The organism is Paenisporosarcina sp. NPDC076907, from assembly GCF_050269735.1.
GTDB lineage: Bacteria > Bacillota > Bacilli > Bacillales_A > Planococcaceae > Paenisporosarcina.
In genome coordinates, this window is sequence record NZ_JBNNIX010000008.1 from 21225 (window position 1) to 40778 (window position 19554).

General features: G+C 41.5%; 15 protein-coding genes. All 15 read right to left on the reverse strand.

The features are described 5' to 3' along the window. Window positions 1–49: 49 nt before the first annotated feature. Window positions 50–340: an RNA-binding S4 domain-containing protein gene (locus ACQKEV_RS16955; RefSeq protein ID WP_427448024.1), complete on the reverse strand. Its 291-nt coding sequence runs from the start codon at window positions 338–340 to the stop codon at window positions 50–52. A 1-nt stretch (window position 341) separates the two neighbouring features. Beyond that, the gene (mazG, locus tag ACQKEV_RS16960; protein WP_427448023.1) at window positions 342–1805 is read right to left on the reverse strand and encodes a nucleoside triphosphate pyrophosphohydrolase; all 1464 of its coding nucleotides are present in this window, start codon (window positions 1803–1805) and stop codon (window positions 342–344) included. Between the two features lie 4 nt (window positions 1806–1809). Beyond that, window positions 1810–3429: a putative polysaccharide biosynthesis protein gene (locus ACQKEV_RS16965; RefSeq protein WP_427448021.1), complete on the reverse strand. Its 1620-nt coding sequence runs from the start codon at window positions 3427–3429 to the stop codon at window positions 1810–1812. Between the two features lie 514 nt (window positions 3430–3943). Then, a complete protein-coding gene (gene spoVT / locus ACQKEV_RS16970; protein ID WP_427448019.1) occupies window positions 3944–4480 on the reverse strand; it encodes a stage V sporulation protein T in 537 nt (178 codons plus the stop codon). A gap of 90 nt (window positions 4481–4570) precedes the next feature. Then, the gene (gene mfd / locus ACQKEV_RS16975) at window positions 4571–8113 is read right to left on the reverse strand and encodes a transcription-repair coupling factor (protein WP_427448017.1); all 3543 of its coding nucleotides are present in this window, start codon (window positions 8111–8113) and stop codon (window positions 4571–4573) included. Window positions 8114–8342: 229 nt separating this feature from the next. Beyond that, entirely contained in the window at window positions 8343–8570 is a 228-nt protein-coding gene (locus ACQKEV_RS16980; RefSeq protein WP_269927569.1) for an anti-sigma-F factor Fin, read from the reverse strand. 55 nt (window positions 8571–8625) lie between these two features. After that, window positions 8626–9189: an aminoacyl-tRNA hydrolase gene (gene pth, locus ACQKEV_RS16985; protein ID WP_427448014.1), complete on the reverse strand. Its 564-nt coding sequence runs from the start codon at window positions 9187–9189 to the stop codon at window positions 8626–8628. A gap of 107 nt (window positions 9190–9296) precedes the next feature. Beyond that, window positions 9297–9953, reverse strand: a complete 657-nt coding sequence (locus tag ACQKEV_RS16990) for a 50S ribosomal protein L25/general stress protein Ctc (RefSeq protein WP_427448012.1) — start codon at window positions 9951–9953, stop codon at window positions 9297–9299. 75 nt (window positions 9954–10028) lie between these two features. Further along, window positions 10029–10988 (reverse strand): ribose-phosphate diphosphokinase, encoded by a 960-nt coding sequence (locus ACQKEV_RS16995; protein WP_269927566.1) that lies wholly within the window; start codon window positions 10986–10988, stop codon window positions 10029–10031. A 10-nt stretch (window positions 10989–10998) separates the two neighbouring features. Further along, window positions 10999–12372 carry a bifunctional UDP-N-acetylglucosamine diphosphorylase/glucosamine-1-phosphate N-acetyltransferase GlmU gene (glmU, locus tag ACQKEV_RS17000; protein WP_427448009.1) on the reverse strand — a complete coding sequence of 458 codons (1374 nt, stop codon included), beginning with the start codon at window positions 12370–12372 and terminating at the stop codon, window positions 10999–11001. A gap of 726 nt (window positions 12373–13098) precedes the next feature. Then, window positions 13099–16131 carry an efflux RND transporter permease subunit gene (locus tag ACQKEV_RS17005; RefSeq protein WP_427448007.1) on the reverse strand — a complete coding sequence of 1011 codons (3033 nt, stop codon included), beginning with the start codon at window positions 16129–16131 and terminating at the stop codon, window positions 13099–13101. Between the two features lie 595 nt (window positions 16132–16726). Continuing rightward, window positions 16727–17017, reverse strand: coding sequence for a septation regulator SpoVG (spoVG, locus tag ACQKEV_RS17010; protein WP_427448005.1), 291 nt, complete (start codon window positions 17015–17017; stop codon window positions 16727–16729). 152 nt (window positions 17018–17169) lie between these two features. Continuing rightward, entirely contained in the window at window positions 17170–17544 is a 375-nt protein-coding gene (locus ACQKEV_RS17015; protein ID WP_424472801.1) for a RidA family protein, read from the reverse strand. Further along, entirely contained in the window at window positions 17544–18374 is an 831-nt protein-coding gene (purR, locus tag ACQKEV_RS17020) for a pur operon repressor (RefSeq protein WP_269927561.1), read from the reverse strand. The genes ACQKEV_RS17015 and purR overlap by 1 nt, the downstream gene beginning before the upstream one ends. Window positions 18375–18430: 56 nt before the next feature. Continuing rightward, the gene (gene ispE, locus ACQKEV_RS17025) at window positions 18431–19297 is read right to left on the reverse strand and encodes a 4-(cytidine 5'-diphospho)-2-C-methyl-D-erythritol kinase (RefSeq protein ID WP_427448004.1); all 867 of its coding nucleotides are present in this window, start codon (window positions 19295–19297) and stop codon (window positions 18431–18433) included. Between the last annotated feature and the right edge of the window lie 257 nt (window positions 19298–19554).

The window sequence follows — 19554 nt, forward strand, 5'->3', positions numbered from 1 at the left end:
ATATGCAGGCAAACAAAAAAGCATGACCACATTTGGTCATGCTCTTTATTTAATCTTCATCATCAATAAATTCAGGATCGACTTTCTCAAGTCTCTCTTCTTTTAAGATACTGTACATCATCGTAGATTCTTCTTTTTTAACTGCATCTTTCAGCATTTCAATGCGAGCAGTCACGACTTTCTGACCGAAACGGATGGCTAATTCATCGCCTACTTTAACAACAGAACTGGCTTTACCCACTTTATCATTAATGGTGATACGTCCTTGATCTGCAACTTCTTTCGCCAGTGTGCGTCGTTTAATTAAACGTGAAACTTTTAAAAATTTATCTAATCTCATGTCATTCATCCCCTTTTGTTTGTTTGGCTTGTTGCCAATATGCTTCGAGCTCATCCAAAGTATACGCTTTGAAGTCACCCTTACCCTTCGTCACGCTGTCTTCAACATAGTGAAAACGTGTTTTGAATTTTCGGTTCGCATGCATCATTGCCTCTTCAGGCGAAAGCCCATAAAAACGCGCTACATTGACGATGGTAAATAGCACATCGCCCAATTCATCAAGCTGCGTAGATGATGAACCATTCAAAATTTCATGTTTAAATTCTTTCCATTCTTCTTCAAATTTCAACCAGGCACCTTCTGCATCCGGCCAGTCAAACCCTACTTTTGCGGCCGCTTTTTGGAAGTTGTACGAAGTTAAAAGAGAAGATTCTGAGCGGTCTTGCCCATCCAGAATTCGTGAGTTGTCTTGGCCTTTTTCAGCTGATTTTAATTGTTGCCAATTGCGCAAAACGTCCTCTGAATTTTCTACTTCCACATCGCCAAATACATGTGGATGTCGACGAATCATTTTTGAAGACACACTTTCAAGTACATCCTCCAAACTGAAATACCCATCATCTTCTCCGATTTGAGCATGTAAGAATACTTGCAACAACACGTCCCCCAGCTCTTCAATCATCGCATCGTCATCCTGATCGTTTACGGCTTGTAAAAATTCATGCACTTCTTCTATTAAGTATTTCTTTAATGATTCATGTGTTTGTTCACGATCCCATGGACAGCCATCTGGCGCACGGAGCTTCGCTATGATTTCCCTAAATGTAGACCACTCTTTCAAGCGCTCTTCACGATTAGTAGTCGGAGGCACGTAAACGGTCGTCAAATTATTCAATTCCGCTGCACGGTCCAGTTCATATAGAGGCACGGTACGGAGTTCTTCTCCACTGGAGCCAGCTGCCGTGACAATCGTAACCGGGTAATCTTCCGGATACTTTTCCATCAGCGTTAATTTCACTTCAGATGCACTATACGTGTCATATACTTGGGCAATTAATACATGCTGGGACATCTGTACATCGTCGCGTTTGAACATTGTTCCATCAAGCAATTGAAAACCTTCAATTGGATCAATGCGCAGGGCATTAAAAATTGGATCTAGAAAACTTTGTCCGCCTACAATTTCAAGTTGAATGCGACCCTCTTTTTCTGCATCCACCAGCCATTGAACGGTCTGTTCAGCTACTAAAGGATGACCTGGTACCGCATAAAATAAAGAATTGGATTGAGAGAGTGTAATTAATGTTTCAACAATCTCTTTATAGACAGATTCGAAAGCATCATGTTTTTCATAAATCGCATCAAAGCTTTCATATGTAATCCCTTCACCCTTCAATTCCTGTAACACAGGGTGTTCAGCTGTACGCACATATAACCTTTGTGCTTTCAGCAATTTTTTATATACGCCTAACGGCAATTGTTCCAAATCCCCTGCTCCAAGACCGAGAACTGTAATTGTATTCATAAGCTCACCACTTTCTATTTTTACCGTAAAGCCATAATTGAATCATGGCCATTCTTCGACCGAGCGGCAACAAAAACCACTCTTTCTCCGCAATAATTCGGCTTTTAGCGATGTAAAGTAAAAACACGGCCGCTCCTAAACCTACACTAGTGAGGGCCGTCAACATCGCGCCAAGGCGACTGTAAAGTCCATCAAATAACCAATCATCGGCTACAAACATCCATGCCAATACACTACAAATCATTAAGAATGACGCAACTGCTAAATGTACATAAAACCTGGCAGAAGCAAAACGTATCTTCCAGATTGAATAGACATACCAATATAAACTGATGGCAATCACAGCAAATCCAACGTTACTGGCAATGGCCGCTCCCATAATTCCAAGCTTAGGCAACAACCATGCATTGCACAACCACTTCAGTACGAGTCCGACAATCAGAAGGAATGCAGGAAGAACCACTTTTCCAAGTCCTTGCAATAAAGATGTCATCGTTAATATTAACGATAGCCAAAAAATTTGGATACAAAATACCATTAATGTGGCAGATAGATCTCTTGTTTCAAATAACATTTCATTCACCGGCGGTAATACTAAAATTAAGCCAAGTGTAGCTGCCGTTCCAAATAAAAGGGCAATTCGGAATGTTAATTGAGCATACGGAATCGCATTGCGTCCGCTTTTCTTTTGCGTCGTGTGGGCAATTAACGGAACGACGGAAAGTGACAAGGATGATGCTATGAGGATTCCCATTTGAACAAGGGGCAGCCCACGATCATACGTCCCTTTCGTTTCCATTGCAGTTAACCGGTCCATCCCAGTTTCCGTCAAGCTACTGAAAATAGTAAACGAGTCAACCAGTTGGAAAAATAACAATATGAGCGAGCTCATACTGACACTTAAACTGATGATGGTTAAATTTTTTATTATCGGACCAATTTTAACGCGCTCATGTTCCGTCTGACTTAATTTCGGCGTATGTTTTTTTCGGATAAATAAAAGGAGTAAAATAATCCCCGCAACTTCCCCAACAATGGCACCTAAAAGTGCGGTGCTCCCGGCAACATACAAAGACGCTCCAGTTTGTACCACAATATAGGTCCCAACTAATATAACCGTCACACGAACCATTTGCTCCACTACTTGTCCATACGCAACCGGCTCCATTCTGCCTTCAGCTTGAAAAGAACCTTTCAACAGGGCCAAAACAGGCATCAACAATACGACAAATGAACCAGTACGCAATAGCCGCGCCAGTTCCCCATCACCCATCCAGCGAGCTAGAAGATCCGCTCCCCCAAATAGCAAAGTAAAACTGATGATGGATATCACACTTAAATATATAAAAGCGGTCCGTAAAATTACCGATCGTTGATTGGAAGCTGCCTGGTCATGGGCATCAGCCAAAAGTTTTGAAATGGCAACCGCGAAACCATATGAAGTCCATACTGTCAGTAGCCCAATAAACGGATACACTTGTTGGTATATGTAAAATCCTTGATCTCCGACAATGTTTTGAAACGGGATTCGGTAGACTGCGCTTAGTGCTTTGACGATTAAGGCGGCAATCGTTAATAAAACTGCACCTTTCATAAATTTTTGCATCGTCCATTCGTTATTCATCGTTGTTCCTCATTCCAATCACCAATGGTTCGTTTCGAGCATGTACTACTATGCTTTTGATGAACATTATAACATGAAAAAAGCGTCTTCTTATGTGATTAAGAAGACGCTTTCCTGTTGTTTCTTTTCGAGCTTGGCCCACAGGATGTGGGTCACGAAGGCGTTGCGATAAAAAGCTTTTTGCGACGAGTAACCGCAGGAGCAAAGCCTTTTGGCGACGAGTAACCGCAGGAGCAGGACATCGCGGCCTTAGCCTTCGAACCTTAATCTCCTGCGAAAACAAGTTTTCGAGTCGAGCCTTCCAGCGCCGGTGTTGAGCTTGAGTGGTGCTTGGGCCCACACGACGTGGGTCATGAAGGCGTCGCGACTGGACGTCGCGCCTTAAGCCTTCGTACCTTCAGTGTCCAGTTTCGATGCCCAGCTCGCACCTCCGCTTCAGGGACTCATTCGAAAACAAGTTTTCGATTTGTCCCTTCCACCGGAGGAGTCGAGCTACCATGGGCATCTCCACATTTCAGTGTTCCATTTGTTTGGCTAGGAAGTGGGCAGCGGTTTCTACTGCTTTGATTTCGGCTTCACCGATGAAATGGACTTTTGATATTAAGTAGACCGCACCGATTGGGTCACCACCCGAAATGATTGGGGCAACACAATACGATTTGACTTGTTCTACCTGTCCCGGAATCCATTCAACCGATTTTTCCATTTTCTCCGACACAATGGTCCGCATTTGCAGAATGTCTTCTGCTTGAGAAGAGAGTCGACGGTTCAAATACTCTTTTTTCGACACACCGGCCACTGCGATCATCTCGTCTCGGTCGCTAATCATAGCGGGTGTTCCGAGAGTTGCGTAGAGCGTTTCTGCATACTCTTGAGCAAAATCACCGAGTTCACTAATTGGGGAATACTTTTTTAAAATGACTTCGCCGTCGCGGTCTGTAAAGATTTCGAGAGGGTCTCCTTCACGGATACGAAGCGTTCTTCTAATTTCTTTCGGAATGACGACACGGCCTAGGTCATCAATTCGTCTGACGATACCTGTAGCTTTCATCTTTGTTGCCTCACTTTCGACAGAATTCAAATTTCTTTGATTTCTACCTCAGTATGCGTCATGTTTGGATAAAATATGCAAGTGAGGCCATTACTCACCAACTAAGGAAGTCAATTCTTTTCGTGCTTCAGGTAAAAGCTTCATCATGGCTTCCAAAACATCAAATGGATGATGCTTTTCCGTTTTCTTTTCATCAATTGTAATCAATAACTGTTGTTGGTTATTCAGTTGGAAGCCAACCGCTCGTCCATAGGCCATTGAAGATTCTACTAATGTGGCACCATTCGTATTTTGTGTGCCTTTTGTCGAAAGTTTTATTATTAATTGCTTGTGTTGTTCTTTAATTGATTCGACACCTGATAGTTTTGCCCAAACTTTCATACGGGCAATTCGCATTAAACGTTCCGCTTCTATTGGCATATTCCCAAATCGGTCAATTAACTCATCAACCAAATCTTCGTAATCTTTTTCAATTTCAACAGCTTTAATGCGTTTATACATCTGAATTTTTTGGAATCCATCTGGAATGTAGGCATCTGGCAAATAAGCATCAAACGGCAAGGAAATCTCCACATCAAGTACTTCTTCCTGTTTAATGCCAGTTTGTCTCTCTTCTATTGCTTCTTGTAGCATTTGAGCATATAAGTCAAACCCTACTGAATCGATAAAGCCATGTTGCTGTGAACCAAGAAGATTCCCTGCTCCGCGAATCGATAAATCCCGCATGGCAATTTTAAATCCTGAACCGAGTTCCGTAAATTCTTTAATAGCTTGCAATCGTTTTTCAGCGACATCGGTCAGCACTTTGTCCCGTTGGTACATGAAGTACGCATAAGCGACACGATTGGATCGACCGACGCGCCCTCTTAGTTGGTACAACTGTGAAAGTCCCATGCGATCTGCATTTTGCACAATCAGCGTATTCACATTTGGAATATCGATTCCCGTTTCGATAATGGTTGTCGTGACAAGAACATCGTAGTCGCCTTCCAAAAAGGCAAGAATAACGGACTCCAACTCTCTTTCAGTCATTTGCCCATGAGCGAAGCCAACACGCGCTTCAGGTACGAGCATTTGGATTTCATCCACTTTACGTGCCATATCTTCTACACGATTGTATAAATAAAATGCTTGGCCACCACGCGCCATTTCACGTTCAATCGCTTCACGCACTAACGCACCGTTTTGTTCCATTACATAGGTCTGTACTGGAAAACGATTTGCTGGTGGCGTTTCGATAACCGATAAGTCACGAACACCGATCATCGACATATGTAACGTTCTTGGAATTGGAGTGGCTGTTAACGTCAACACATCAACATTTGTTTTCAGTTGCTTGATTTTCTCTTTATGTGTCACGCCAAAGCGTTGCTCTTCATCGACAATGAGCAATCCTAAATCATGATAAACAATATCTTTTGATAACAAACGATGTGTACCTACGACTACATCAATCGTGCCCGATTTTAATCCTTTTGTTGTTTCGGTTTGCTGTTTTTTCGAACGGAATCGACTCAACAAACCAACTTCTACAGGGAAATCAGCAAATCGCTCTTTCATGGTTTCGTAATGCTGTTGGGCCAAGATGGTCGTTGGTACAAGGAAGGCTACTTGTTTACTGTCCTGCACAGCTTTAAATGCTGCACGAATGGCCACTTCCGTCTTGCCGTACCCTACGTCCCCACAAATCAAGCGGTCCATTGGACGTTCTTTTTCCATATCACGCTTAACTTCTTCAATCGAGCGCAATTGATCGTCTGTTTCTTCATATGGAAAAGCCGCTTCAAAAGCTTGTTGCATGTCTTGATCAGGCTCGAAAGCATGACCTTTTTCAGACTCTCGTTTGGCATACAGTTTAATTAAATCATCTGCAATGTCTTGCACGGCTGCAGAGACTTTTGTTTTTGTTTTCTTCCATTCCGCGCCGCCTAACTTATGGAGCTTAGGCTCTTTCTCTTCCGAGGCAACGTATTTTTGAATTTGATCGATTTGATCGACCGGTACATACAATTTATCTTCCGCACGGTAGCGAATATGCAAATAGTCTTTATGAATGCCATTGATTTCAAGCGTTTCAATTCCTATATACTTCCCAATTCCGTGGTGAATATGAACAATATGGTCACCTGGTTTGATTTCAGAGTAACTTTTAATTCGTTCTGCATTCGTCATCTTTTGTGGACGTGATTTCTTTTTAGGGCGTTGTTTAAATAGCTCCTCATCCGTCAGAACCGCTATTCGTTGCAGGGGCAATTCAAAACCACTCGACATTTCCCCATCCACAATATAGATACCTGGTTGATCGGGTGCTTTTTGACTCGTAAGGACATGGCTTTCCATCCCGTAATCTTCTAAAACGTCTTTCACTTTTTTCTGACGTTCAGTTCCTTCTGCCAAGATAAAAATAAAGAACTTCCCGGCTTCGAAACGTTCCATTTCATTTTTCAGGATACTCATTTGTCCATGGAAATGTTGCATAGGTTTACATGAAAACGCAATCGATTTCTTTAACGGGATACCTGAGAAAGTACGGGCAAATAATGAGAAATAAACTTTCTTTTGATCCAACATCCCAAGAATCTCTTTAAAACTGAATGAAAGTTTTACATCATGAACCGTTTTACCTTCTTCAAGCATTGAGATATACCAGTCTTTTTCTTCCCGCTCCAATGAATCCGTTGTTTCCTGTATGCGACCGAGCTCGTCAAATAACACCAAACCATCTGGAGAAAAATAATCACCCAGGAAAGTAGGCTGGTCTTCAAGAATGGATACATACTTTGTCATCTGTTCCGGAACATCGCCTTGTCTCAGCAATTCGATATCGTGTTTAATATGTTGATGAAGAAGTTCTTTCGTTTCAGGTTTCTTCAATTTCTTTAAACTAACTGCCAATGATTCTTCTAATTTTTCAGCAAGAATCATAAGTTGTTGTCGCGTCCAAACAAACTCGGTAGCAGGAAGGATGCAAACCTCTTTCAGCTTTTCAATCGACCGTTGATCTTCCGCTGAAAACGTTCGTATCGAATCGACTTCCGTATCGAAAAATTCAAGGCGTACAGGATGTTGCAAGTAAATCGGATAAATATCCAAAATACCTCCACGCAAAGCAAACTCTCCCGGTGCCGTAACCATCGCTTGTCTTGAATAACCCATTGCTACCAACTGATCAAGCCATTCATCCATCACTATTTCTTGTCCAATAGCGGTTTCAAGTCGACTAGCTCGCCACTGAGCCAAATTTGGCATTTGGCGACGAAGTCCTGCAATTGGAGTGATGACCACTCCCCGTTTTTGGGACAGCATAAAATTAAGCGTTTCAATACGCTCAGCACGAAGCTCTGGACTTGAAACAGATAAATCGGCCGCAATCAATTCATCAGCCGGGTATAAACGCACTTCATCCTCACCCAGAAGCTTGACCATATCTTCAAACAATCGTTGTGCCTGCAATAGATTAGGAGATACTACTAAAATGGGTCTCTCAGTCTCTTTTGCCATAGAGTGAATGAAAAGTGGACGTGCTCCTCCAGTGAGGCCTGTCACCAGTTGCTGATCGACTCCTGTTTTCATATCATTCAGCAAAGTTTTTATATGATGGTCTTTCATAAATAATTGATGTAATGGTTCCATACGAACCTCCTTATAAGAAAAGCGCAAAGTGCCATTCTAGCCCGACGCCGGTGCTGGAAGTCCGATTCGAAAGCCCGCTTTCGCATGAGGGACTGAAGCTTAGGTGCGGGCTGGCACTTGGAGCTAGACATGAAAAATAGAGATGTGCTCTACCCCTCTAATAACCATAAACCACTACTATCTAAACAGAAAAAGGCTTTGTGCGCGAAACCCGCGCCAAAGCGTATTTCTATTGTATCCACTTTTGAATAGCATAGTAGTTTGGGTTATCTCGTAGAGATTTTTCACAATGCTCACAAATACTGGACACAGTTAGTGTTCCTTCTTCATCTTGCGTGAAGAACTCTTCTGCAAACTCTTCTCTAATTTGCTTTACTCGACCATGCTGCAGAGCGGATTGGCCTGATAGATGCCCCATTTCTGTCTTGCAGTGCCGACACTTTACACGAATTGCCATAGTACGGACCGGCCTCCTTTTTCAAAGTATAGACCGGTCGAACTGAATTTATTCCTTACGCTCCATTAAAACGGTTCATTACTTCAAGAAATGGTGAAGATAACCAGTCTTCACAAGCATCCGCACTTTTTTTCAATGCCTCATCCATCAACGGTTTTTCCTCTGATGTAAACCTTGATAATACATAATCAGGTACTTTCATGCCTGCAGGGGGGCGATCAACGCCTACACGGATACGATTGAAATTTTGCGTTCCTAAATGATGAATCATTGATTTGATGCCATTATGTCCTCCTGCACTGCCTTTTTGACGAAGTCGAAGTTTACCCACCGACAAATCGAGGTCATCATAAATAACCACAATATCTTCTTCTGCAATTTCGTAGTAATCCATCATCGGCACAACACATTCGCCGGACAAATTCATATACGTAAGCGGTTTAACGAGTAAAACCTTGCCTTCAGGTCTATGTACAATCGTGTACATTCCTTTGAATTTCATTTGATTTAATGGCGAATTAAAGCGGTTTGCCAATTCATCCACTACATCAAACCCAATATTATGCCTTGTGTGTTCATACGGTTTCCCAGGGTTTCCGAGTCCGATAAGCATTTTCATAAACATATACGCCCTTTACATTCTGAATGATTCCCATTTTACCACAAAGCGCATAGTTCATAAAAAAATGGGACTGTCCAGAGACAATCCCATTTTGAATATATTTCTTATTCTTTTGTTTCTGCTTTTGGTTGACCATCGATTTCAGACGCTTCTTCACTTTCTCCTTCTTGAGCTACAGCTGGTTCATCAGCAGTAGTTTCTAACTCCTCATCTGAACGAGGTGCAGAAACGGATACTAGTGTGAAATCATCTTCATTCAAGATATTAAATTCCGATTTTTCGCGGATATCAGCAACGGTCAATGTATCACCAATTGCAAGATTCGTTACATCTACTTCAATTGAATCTGGGATTGAAGTAGGTTTTACTTTAATTGAAACTTCACGGTTTGGTTGGCTCAATACGCCACCTTCTTTAACACCCGCTGACTCGCCAGTCGTTACAACTGTAACGTTGACATCTAATTCATCAGACATATTGATTGCTAAGAAATCAGCATGAACGAACTTACCTTTTAAAACGTCCATTTGGTAGTCACTTAATACTACATTTACTGGTTTGCCATCAACGTCTAATTTCATTACGCCGTTGCGTCCCACTTCACGAAGTGTTTTTAATAAATCCAATTCATTTACTGCGATTGAAGAAGATTCTGTTTTATAACCGTATACGACTGCAGGCACGAAGCCTTCACCGCGTAATTTCGTTAAATTAGATTGTTTACCTATTTCACGTGATTGAGTTTGTACTGTTGTAGCCATCAATTTTCACTCTCCTGTGTAAGTCATTCTGGTATTATGTTTACCCAACTTACAGAAAATGAAACATTCGGCGCATCAATCAAATAAAGTACTGACTGATTTCTCTTCAAATACTCGTACAATTGCATCAGCTAAAAGATGAGCAACAGACAATTGAACAATCTTTGGAGAATTCTTTTCTTCAGGCAATTCGATTGAATTTGTGATGACTAATTCTTTAATGACAGAGTTGTCGATACGTTCGATTGCAGGGCCTGACAATACAGGATGTGTACAACATGCGTAAACTTCTTTCGCACCACTTTCTACTAGTGCATTTGCAGCGATAGTAATTGTTCCGGCAGTATCAATGATATCGTCGATTAAAATGGCTACCTTGCCTTCTACATTACCAACAATGTTCATAACTTCTGCTACGTTTGGACGTGGGCGGCGTTTGTCGATAATCGCAATTGGCGCTTTCAAGCGATCCGCCATTTTACGTGCACGCGTAACTCCACCATGATCAGGAGAAACAATGATAATTTCAGATGGATCAATGTTTTTCTCCAAGAAATAGTCAGACAAAATAGGTACTGCGATTAAGTGGTCAATTAAGATATCGAAGAAACCTTGGATTTGAGGAGCATGCAAGTCAAGAACGATGGCACGTGTTGCACCAGCAGTTTCAAGAAGGTTCGCTACTAATTTAGCTGTAATCGGTTCACGCGCACGTGCTTTACGGTCTTGGCGCGCATAACCATAGTAAGGCATAACAACATTCACAGTACGTGCTGAAGCACGTTTCACAGCGTCTACCATAATTAAAAGTTCCATTAAGTTTTCATTTACTGGTGATGAAGTAGATTGAATGATGAAAACATCACAGCCACGAATACTTTCTTCGATGTTAATTTGAACTTCACCATCGCTGAAGCGGTTAACGGAAATTTTCCCTAGAGGAACCCCTACTTCTTCCGCTAATTCTTTCGCAAGCGGTTCGTTTGAGTTTAATGAAAAGATTTTTAATTTAGTATCTGCATAATGGTAAGCCATGATGTTCCTCCTATTTTTTCAAGTTTAATTTTTCGACGTAGCCTTCTTTGTTTTCTTGACGAGCACGACCAATGGACAAGGCTTGAGCTGGTACATTTTTTGTGATGGTTGATCCAGCCGCGACATACGCACCTTGACCAATTTTCACAGGAGCAACCAAGTTTGAATTACATCCTACGAATGAATCATCCTCAATTGTTGTCACGAATTTATTCTTGCCGTCATAATTCACTGTAATCGTACCACAGCCAATATTTACTCGTTCGCCAACCTCAGCATCCCCAATATAACTTAGATGTGATACTTTGGATTGGTTACCTAATTTCGTTTTTTTGATTTCAACAAAGTTGCCGATTTTTGCTTCATTGCCAATTTCCGAATCTGGGCGAATGTGAGCAAACGGACCAACCGCTGTATCTTCCCCAATAACACTTTGTGTGACAACAGATGAATGCACCGTTGTACGGTGACCGATTTTGCTGTCTGTAATATGGCTATTAGGACCGATCAAGCAATCTTCGCCTATTTCACTAAATCCTTCAATCATGACTCCCGGTTGCAACACTGTATCTGAACCGATTACTGCATCAGCGCTGATATAAGTATTAGCTGGATTAACAATCGTTACACCGTTACGCATATGTTTCTCGACGATTCGCTTACGCATTAATGTTTCCGCTTGTGAAAGTGCCACGCGATCATTTACGCCAAGCGTCTCTTCAAAATCATCTGTTGCATACGCAGAAATAATAGCGCCTTGGTTTTTCAATATTTCAATTACATCTGGTAAATAATATTCACCTTGAGAGTTATCGTTTTTCACAAGCTTTAATGCTGCGAATAAAGATTCATTATCAAAGCAGTACGTACCTGAATTAATTTCTTTCACTTTTTGTTCTTCCGGAGATGCATCTTTCTGCTCCACGATGCGCTCAACATGTCCTTCTGCATTACGAAGAATGCGGCCATAGCCAGTTGGATCTTCAGGAATCCCAGTAAGAATCGTTGCTTTCGCAGCTGTTTCCTGATGATGGGCAAGAAGCGCTTTCATTGTTTCTGGGCGAATCAGCGGAGTATCTCCACAAATGACAAGAGTTGTCCCAGATAAATCTCCTAATACTTCAGTTGCTTGCAATACGGCATGAGCCGTTCCAAGTTGTTGTTCTTGAAGTGCGTACTCACTGCGGCTTCCCAGTTGATCTTGAACTTTTTCAGCACCATGACCAACAATCGTTACGATGCGCTCCGCTCCAATATCTTGAATATGATCAACCACATGTTCGACCATTGGTTTGCCACAAACAGGATGTAATACTTTATATAATTTGGACTTCATACGTGTACCTTGACCAGCAGCTAATACCACTGCATATGTTTGTGTCATCTAGTGAGTCCTCCAGTATGTTCAATTTACTCTTTTGACTATAGACGAAAAGGACCTATAATTCAAGGAAATCCCGCTTGACAAATTGATGACAAAACCATTATTATTATCGTTTTTTTTATTAAGTAAAGCGAAGTAACATTCCATTTTTTGCTTTAGCTAGGAACTCGGACCGAAAGAAAGGCTCAAAGTCGTTTTTCCCTGCCTCAAAACTTTTCCATTTTAAGCTTTTTTCCATTCATATAGCGTTTCCGTCCAGTCAGTTTCACTTTACGTCCAGTTATCATTCATTTTCGTCCACTCACAAGTCATTTCTGTCCATTCATGAAATTTCTGCCGATTCTGTGACATAAAAAAGACTTCCACCAATTGGTAGAAGTCCTTTTTATTATTTGGCTATGTTAAATGTTGCTGTTGATATTCCGCAAAACAGCTACGCTTTCCGCGGGCTTGCGCCGAACTAACTCGGACTTCATGTCCGAGTGGATTTCAGCACTTCGCTGTTCCCGCAGGAGTCTTCACTGTTTTTCTCCATATCACTAAATCGTAAGTTATCATTTCCCTGTTTACTATAATGATTGTTGTAGTAGAATGCGGCGACTCCAGCGGAATCAGCGTGTCCAAACTAGACCCCGCAATGAGCACCGCGAATGAGGAGGCTAGTGGACCGCCCGCGGAAAGCGTCCGCATGAAACGAAAATCACCAATATCGTTTAACTGAGCTTATTAGTTAACCAATTTTCTCTCTCGTTTCGCCTGGCGTGCATAGAAAATCTCGTACATGACAGGAATAATGATTAACGTCAATAACGTAGAGGAAGTTAACCCTCCTATAACGGTGATGGCTAACCCTTTTGAAATCAATGTACCTGACGACGTCGTCAGAGCTAACGGAATGAGCGCAGCAATCGTCGCAAACGCCGTCATCAAAATGGGACGTAAACGCGTTTTGCCCGCTTCCACTAGTGACTCCCGGATGTTCATGCCCTTATCATTACGGTTTTGGTTTATCCGGTCCACGAGAACAATCGCATTTGTCGTCACAATCCCGATAAGCATCAGGAATCCAATCATGACACTTACCGATAAAGGTTCACGTGCAATCACCAAGCCAATTAATGCACCGATTGGTACGAAGATGAGGGAGGACAAAATAATGAATGGAATACGTGCTTGCCCGAATGTAATTAACATCGTCAAGTAGACAAGACCAATCGCACTCGCAATAGCAAGACCGAGTTGTTGGAAAATCTCAACTGTCTCATCACTGCCTCCACCACTTTCTAAACTTACCCCTTCCGGCAAGTCCACATTTGCTTTTACGCCTTCTTCAACTTCAGCTGAGACTTTTTGAATGTTCTCCGCATCAATTTGGGCTTCGATCCGTGCAAATACTTTACCGTCAAGTTTTTGAATCGCTGTAACAGAATCTATTTCTTCAACGGTAGCGATATCTTGTACTTCAACAAAACCGCTTGCTGTAAATATCGGTAGCGTGCGGATATCGTCAATACTGCTCAATGCTTCGTCATATGATAATTGTACTGAGCGATCAATTCCATCAAGTGTTAAGTTGCCTACAGAGACTGGTTTTGTCTGATCAGAAATCGTTCCAAGCAATTGGAAACCGGAGACACCCAGTTCATCCGCTTTATCCGAATTAATTTGCACGACCAATTGCTTTTGCTTTTCAGAGAAATTATTCGAAACATATTTCAATGTATCTAAACTGTTCATGTAAGCTTCTACATCGGATGCTGCTTTTGACAATGCTTCCAAATCACTTGCAAATAAATCCACAGACACATTGTTATTCGTTGGTGGTCCGCCAGTGGATAGCTCTGATACGGAGATTGTAGAATCTGGTGAAATTTTGGTTACAACGCTTTCCATATCTTCTTCCAGCGACTCAACAAAATCAGTAACATCCACATTTTCTTTTAATGTCAAAATGTAGCCAGCACGATTTTCAAGTTTAATTCCCGTAGCAAAATCACGAGAACCGACGGCAGTTGTGACATCTTGAATATCTTCTGACTCTCCCAAAAGTTTTTCCACTTCAAGTGATACTTCGTTCGTACGTTCAAGTGATGTCGAAGAAGGCAGTTCAATACTCGCCTGGACTAATTTGGTTTCTTCATTTGGTATGAAAGTAAACCCTAATCCAGGTACTAATGCAAACGAGCCTCCAAGTAGCAAGACTGACAACACTAGAATGATGGCTTTACGGTTTAACGACCATAAAATAACCCGCTCATAAAAACGTTGCATGGAGCTCTCTTTTTCTTCTTGTCTCACTTTCTTGAACGAAAACTTAGCCAAAATCGGCACAATGGTAACTGCAACAAGAAGTGAAGCAGCTAAAGAGAAAATAACCGTTAAAGCAAATGGCAAGAAGAACTCCCCTGTGATGCCACTAACAAAACCGATTGGCAAAAAGACGACGATGGTTGTTAATGTTGAAGAAGTGATAGCTCTCAATATTTCCTTGGTAGACGATGCCACCAATTCATTCGACATCGGTTCATCGGATTTTCGCAAACGGCGGAAAATGTTTTCAATCACCACTATACTGTCATCTACTACTCGACCTACCGCAACAGCCATACCACCTAGCGTCATTATGTTCAGACTGATATCCAGCTGTGCTAGGAAAATCGCTGCAATTAGCAACGACAACGGAATGGAGATAATCGCAATAATTGTTGCTCGGAAATTCCGCAAGAAAATCAACACCGCAATAGAGGCGAATAGCGCACCTAGCAAGCCTTCTTTTACCAATGTTTCCACTGACTTTTCAATTCCGTCAGCAGAGTCAAAACCAACCGCATATTCCAGACGATCGTCATACGAATCAAGTACCTCGATTACACGGTTCGCGATTTCCACTGTGTTGGCGTCCTGCTTTTTGGTGACGGCCATAGACAGTGCTTCCTCTTGGTTATAACGAGTAATCTCACTTTGTTTAGATACTTCTTCAATGGTTGCAATTTCTTGTAACTCCACTGGAGGAGCTTGCGGATTGAAAGAAGAAGTGAGTTTCAAAGACTTTAACTTTTCGATAGATTCGAGCTTTTCTTCTACTCGCACCGGAATATTAATATCATTGTCATTCACGGTTCCAGCAGGGAATGAGAAGATTTGCTGATCGATTTGTTCTTTAATTTGACTGAGCGTAAGTCCAGCTGCAGCCGCTTCTTTCTGATTGACCGTAATTTGCAATAGTTCATCTTGCAGACCGCCAACGGAAACAGAGTTGATACCCGGAATTTTATTTAACTCTGGAATGACTTCTTTGTTCAACAGGTCTTCAATATCGCCTTCACCTTTACTGAATAAGGAAATGTTGAAGATGGGAAATGATCCAAATGATAAGCGGCTAATTTCCGTTTCCACACCTTCAGGCAAATTGAGCCCACGGATTGCTGTTTCAGTTTGTTGTTCTGCTCGATCTAGATTTGTATCAAATGGAAACTGCATATTGATAATACCGATTGTTTCATATGAAACACTTTGAATTTCAGTTGCACCCTCAATCCCCTTCAATTGATCTTCAATGGGTGTGATGACGCGGTCGTCAACATCTTCAGGAGATGCCCCAGGGTAAACCACTTGCACGGACAATTGAGGGAACTCAATGTTTGGCAGTAAATCAATTTTTAAACGTGTAAAGGAATAAAGCCCAAGAACAATTAGTAAGAATGAAATAATGAATACAGCTGCAGCATTTTTCAAACTGAATTTGGTTAAGAAATTCACTTGGTACACCTTCTTTTTTAGTAGGATATGTTTCTAATTTTAGTTATACTACACTTGTGTCGGATTGGCGAATACGAATGTGCTGTTTTCTTAGAATAATAAAGTTTGGTGTTTTAGGAAGAATTTTCTTTTGAATATCTGGTATTTAGTTGTTTAATAAAAAAGCTATGTTAAATGCTGCTGTTGATATTCCGCAAAACAGCTACGCTTTCCGCGGGCTTGCGCCGAACTAACTCGTACTTAATGTCCGAGTGGATTTCAGCACTTCGCTGTTCCCGCAGGAGTCTTCGCTGTTTTGCTTCATATCACTAAATCCTAAGTTAAGTCATTTCCCTGTTTACTACAATGATTGTAGTAGAATGCGGCGACACCAGCGGAATCAGCGTGTCCAAACTAGACCCCCGCAGTGAGCGACTTGTGCAATTTTATTTGCATAAGTCGTTTGCGACGAGTAACCGCAGGAGCATCTTAAATGAACAAAGGCTAGTGGACCGCCCGCGGAAAGCGTCCGCATGGAACGAAAATCAACAATATCGTTTAACTGAGCTAATAAAAAAGAAACTTATCAATATGACAAGTCTCTTGATCTCCTCTATTAAGCTCCTGCTTCTTCATATGGAATCATATCTTCTTCGCTAGATTCAGCATAAGCATTCAATACTGCTTCCTGAATTTTCGTTCGCGTACCAGAATTGATCGGATGTGCGATATCTCTAAACTCACCATCTGGTGTTCGCTTACTTGGCATGGCTACAAATAATCCTGTATTGCCGTCAATGACACGAATATCATGCACAACAAACTCGCTGTCTAGTGTGATGGAAGCAATGGCACGCATGCGGCCATCAGTTTGTACTCGACGTAATCTTACATCAGTTACTTCCATTGTCTCACCACCTTTCGTCTTAGATGACTTACATACTCTGACAACTATATTCTACATTTATCACATTTTCCCTTCTTTTTTAACGGAATTTTTAAAATATTTAATAAAATACAAAAAAGCCATAGAAAGAATTCTCTATGGCTTAATCGAACTTATGAAATTAACGCGATAACTTCTATCTCAACTTGAGCATCTTTCGGTAAACGTGCAACTTCCACCGTAGAACGTGCCGGCTTATGGTCTCCAAAATGTTGACCATAAATTTCATTAAATACAGCGAAGTCGTTCATGTCTTTAATAAATACGGTTGTTTTCACAACTTGTTGTAATGATGATCCCGCTTCTTCCAGTACAGCTTTTAAATTAGCAAATACTTGGTGAGTCTGTTCGGTAATCGAACCTTCCACCATATTTCCCTCAGCTGTTAATGGAATTTGTCCTGAACTGTAAAACAAACCGTTTACGATCATTCCTTGGACGTATGGTCCAATTGCTGCTGGCGCTTTAGTTGTCGATACTGCTTTCATTATTCATTTCCACCTTTCGTAAAATAATTGCCTTCTGTTAAAGCGATTGTACGATCTTTTTCGTTTACTTCATGCAATTTTACCAGTGATAAATAATTTTCAATCAATTGTTCGTCAGCATGCTCCGCTTCAACCAACACGGCAACACCCGCTAACTGGCAATTAAATTCTTCAAGCAAGTTTTTCATCCCATTCATCGTACCGCCGACTTTCATGAAGTCGTCTGTAATCAGAACACGTTGACCACTCTTCATGCTTCGTTTAGACAATACCATCGTTTGAATACGACGTGAAGAACCAGAAACATAGTTAATGCTGACAGTAGAACCTTCAGTAACTTTACTATCTCGACGCACAACCACCACTGGTACATTTAAGTGGCGAGCAATGGCATGTGCAATTGGTATACCTTTTGTGGCCACTGTCATGATGGCATCAATCGGTTGTTTGGCAAACGCTGAAGCAAAAACTTTTCCGACACGATTCATCAGTTCAGGGTTTCCAAGTAAATCCGTCATAAATAAATACCCGCCAGGTAACAAACGGTCTGAGTGACCAAGCTCTTCCATAAAGTCTTTAATGACTTCACGGACTGCTTCATCACGCATTCTTGGAATATATTTAACCCCGCCAGCTGCTCCTGGCACTGTCATCAGTAAGCCGATTCCTTTTTCTTCGAACGTTTCTTTCACAATGGTCAAATCTTCACTGATGGAAGATTTGGCAGATTGGTACATATCCGCAAACAAGGTTAATGGAATTAACTGTTGAGGATGGTCTAACAAATAATGAGTCATATCAACGAGACGCTCACTGCGTTTCCACTTCATGGGTCACACTCCTAAACACGAATGATTTATATGTCATTTTAAACAAATATACGGTTTTAGGCAAGTGTATCTCGCTCTCCCAACAATCTCACTGCATAAACTTCGTCACAAAAGCCTCTCAAACCATTATAAATTCTATTTACTCTGGATTCATGTTGAACAACACCGAATACGGTTGGACCGCTCCCACTCATCAATACCGCATCTGCTCCAAATTTCATCATTTGTTCTTTGATCATGGAGACTTCCGGATGCAATTTTAACGTAACAGCTTCCAATGCATTTCCCATAGTATTGCACATTAATTCATAATCTTTCTCCCGGATGGCACGAATCATTTCTTTTGTATTGGGATGAACCACTTCATTCACCTTTAAACTTCCGTATACATCTGCCGTAGAAACACCTATAGATGGTTTGGCTAAAATAATCCAGCAGTTTGGCGGTGCCGGCAATTCTTGAATCTGTTCACCTCTGCCAGTAGCAAGGGCAGTTCCTCCATATACGCAGAACGAAACATCCGAACCAATCTTAGCACCATGATCCGCTAATTGATCCTTTGTTAGATTCAAGTTCCATAATTCATTTAATCCTTTTAAAGTAGCGGCAGCATCACTGCTTCCTCCTGCCAGTCCAGCAGCAACGGGTATCTTCTTTTCTAAAGTAATGGATACACCTTGCTGTACTTTATATGTATCTTTCAATAACTTTGCCGCTTGATAGGCTAGGTTTCTTTGGTCATCCGGCACATAACGATCCGCTGAAATAATGCGAATCTGACCATCTGTACGTGGTTCTAATCCGATACGATCTGCCAAATCAACCGTGGTCATTATCATTTCTACTTCATGGTAGCCATCGGGACGTTTTTTTAAGACATCCAGGGTTAGATTGATTTTTGCAGGCGCTTTCACATAAAGCATGGTTCTGCCTCCTTTATCTGTTCATTGCTGTTCACTATTTTACCACAGCTAGTGATTTAGGAAAGGAGGCGTAGAAAAGATTGCTCATGTTTCTGTTTCTACATCGCTTCGCTAGCTTCGAAACATGAAAGTACGTCACATCGCTAGCTAGCTGTGTCGTAAAGACCAGACCCAATTGTCTTAGTATCTACTCTTTCCTACATGAAAGCGAGACCGTTAATATAGCTCTCATAAAAATAGGCGGATTGCTCCGCCGT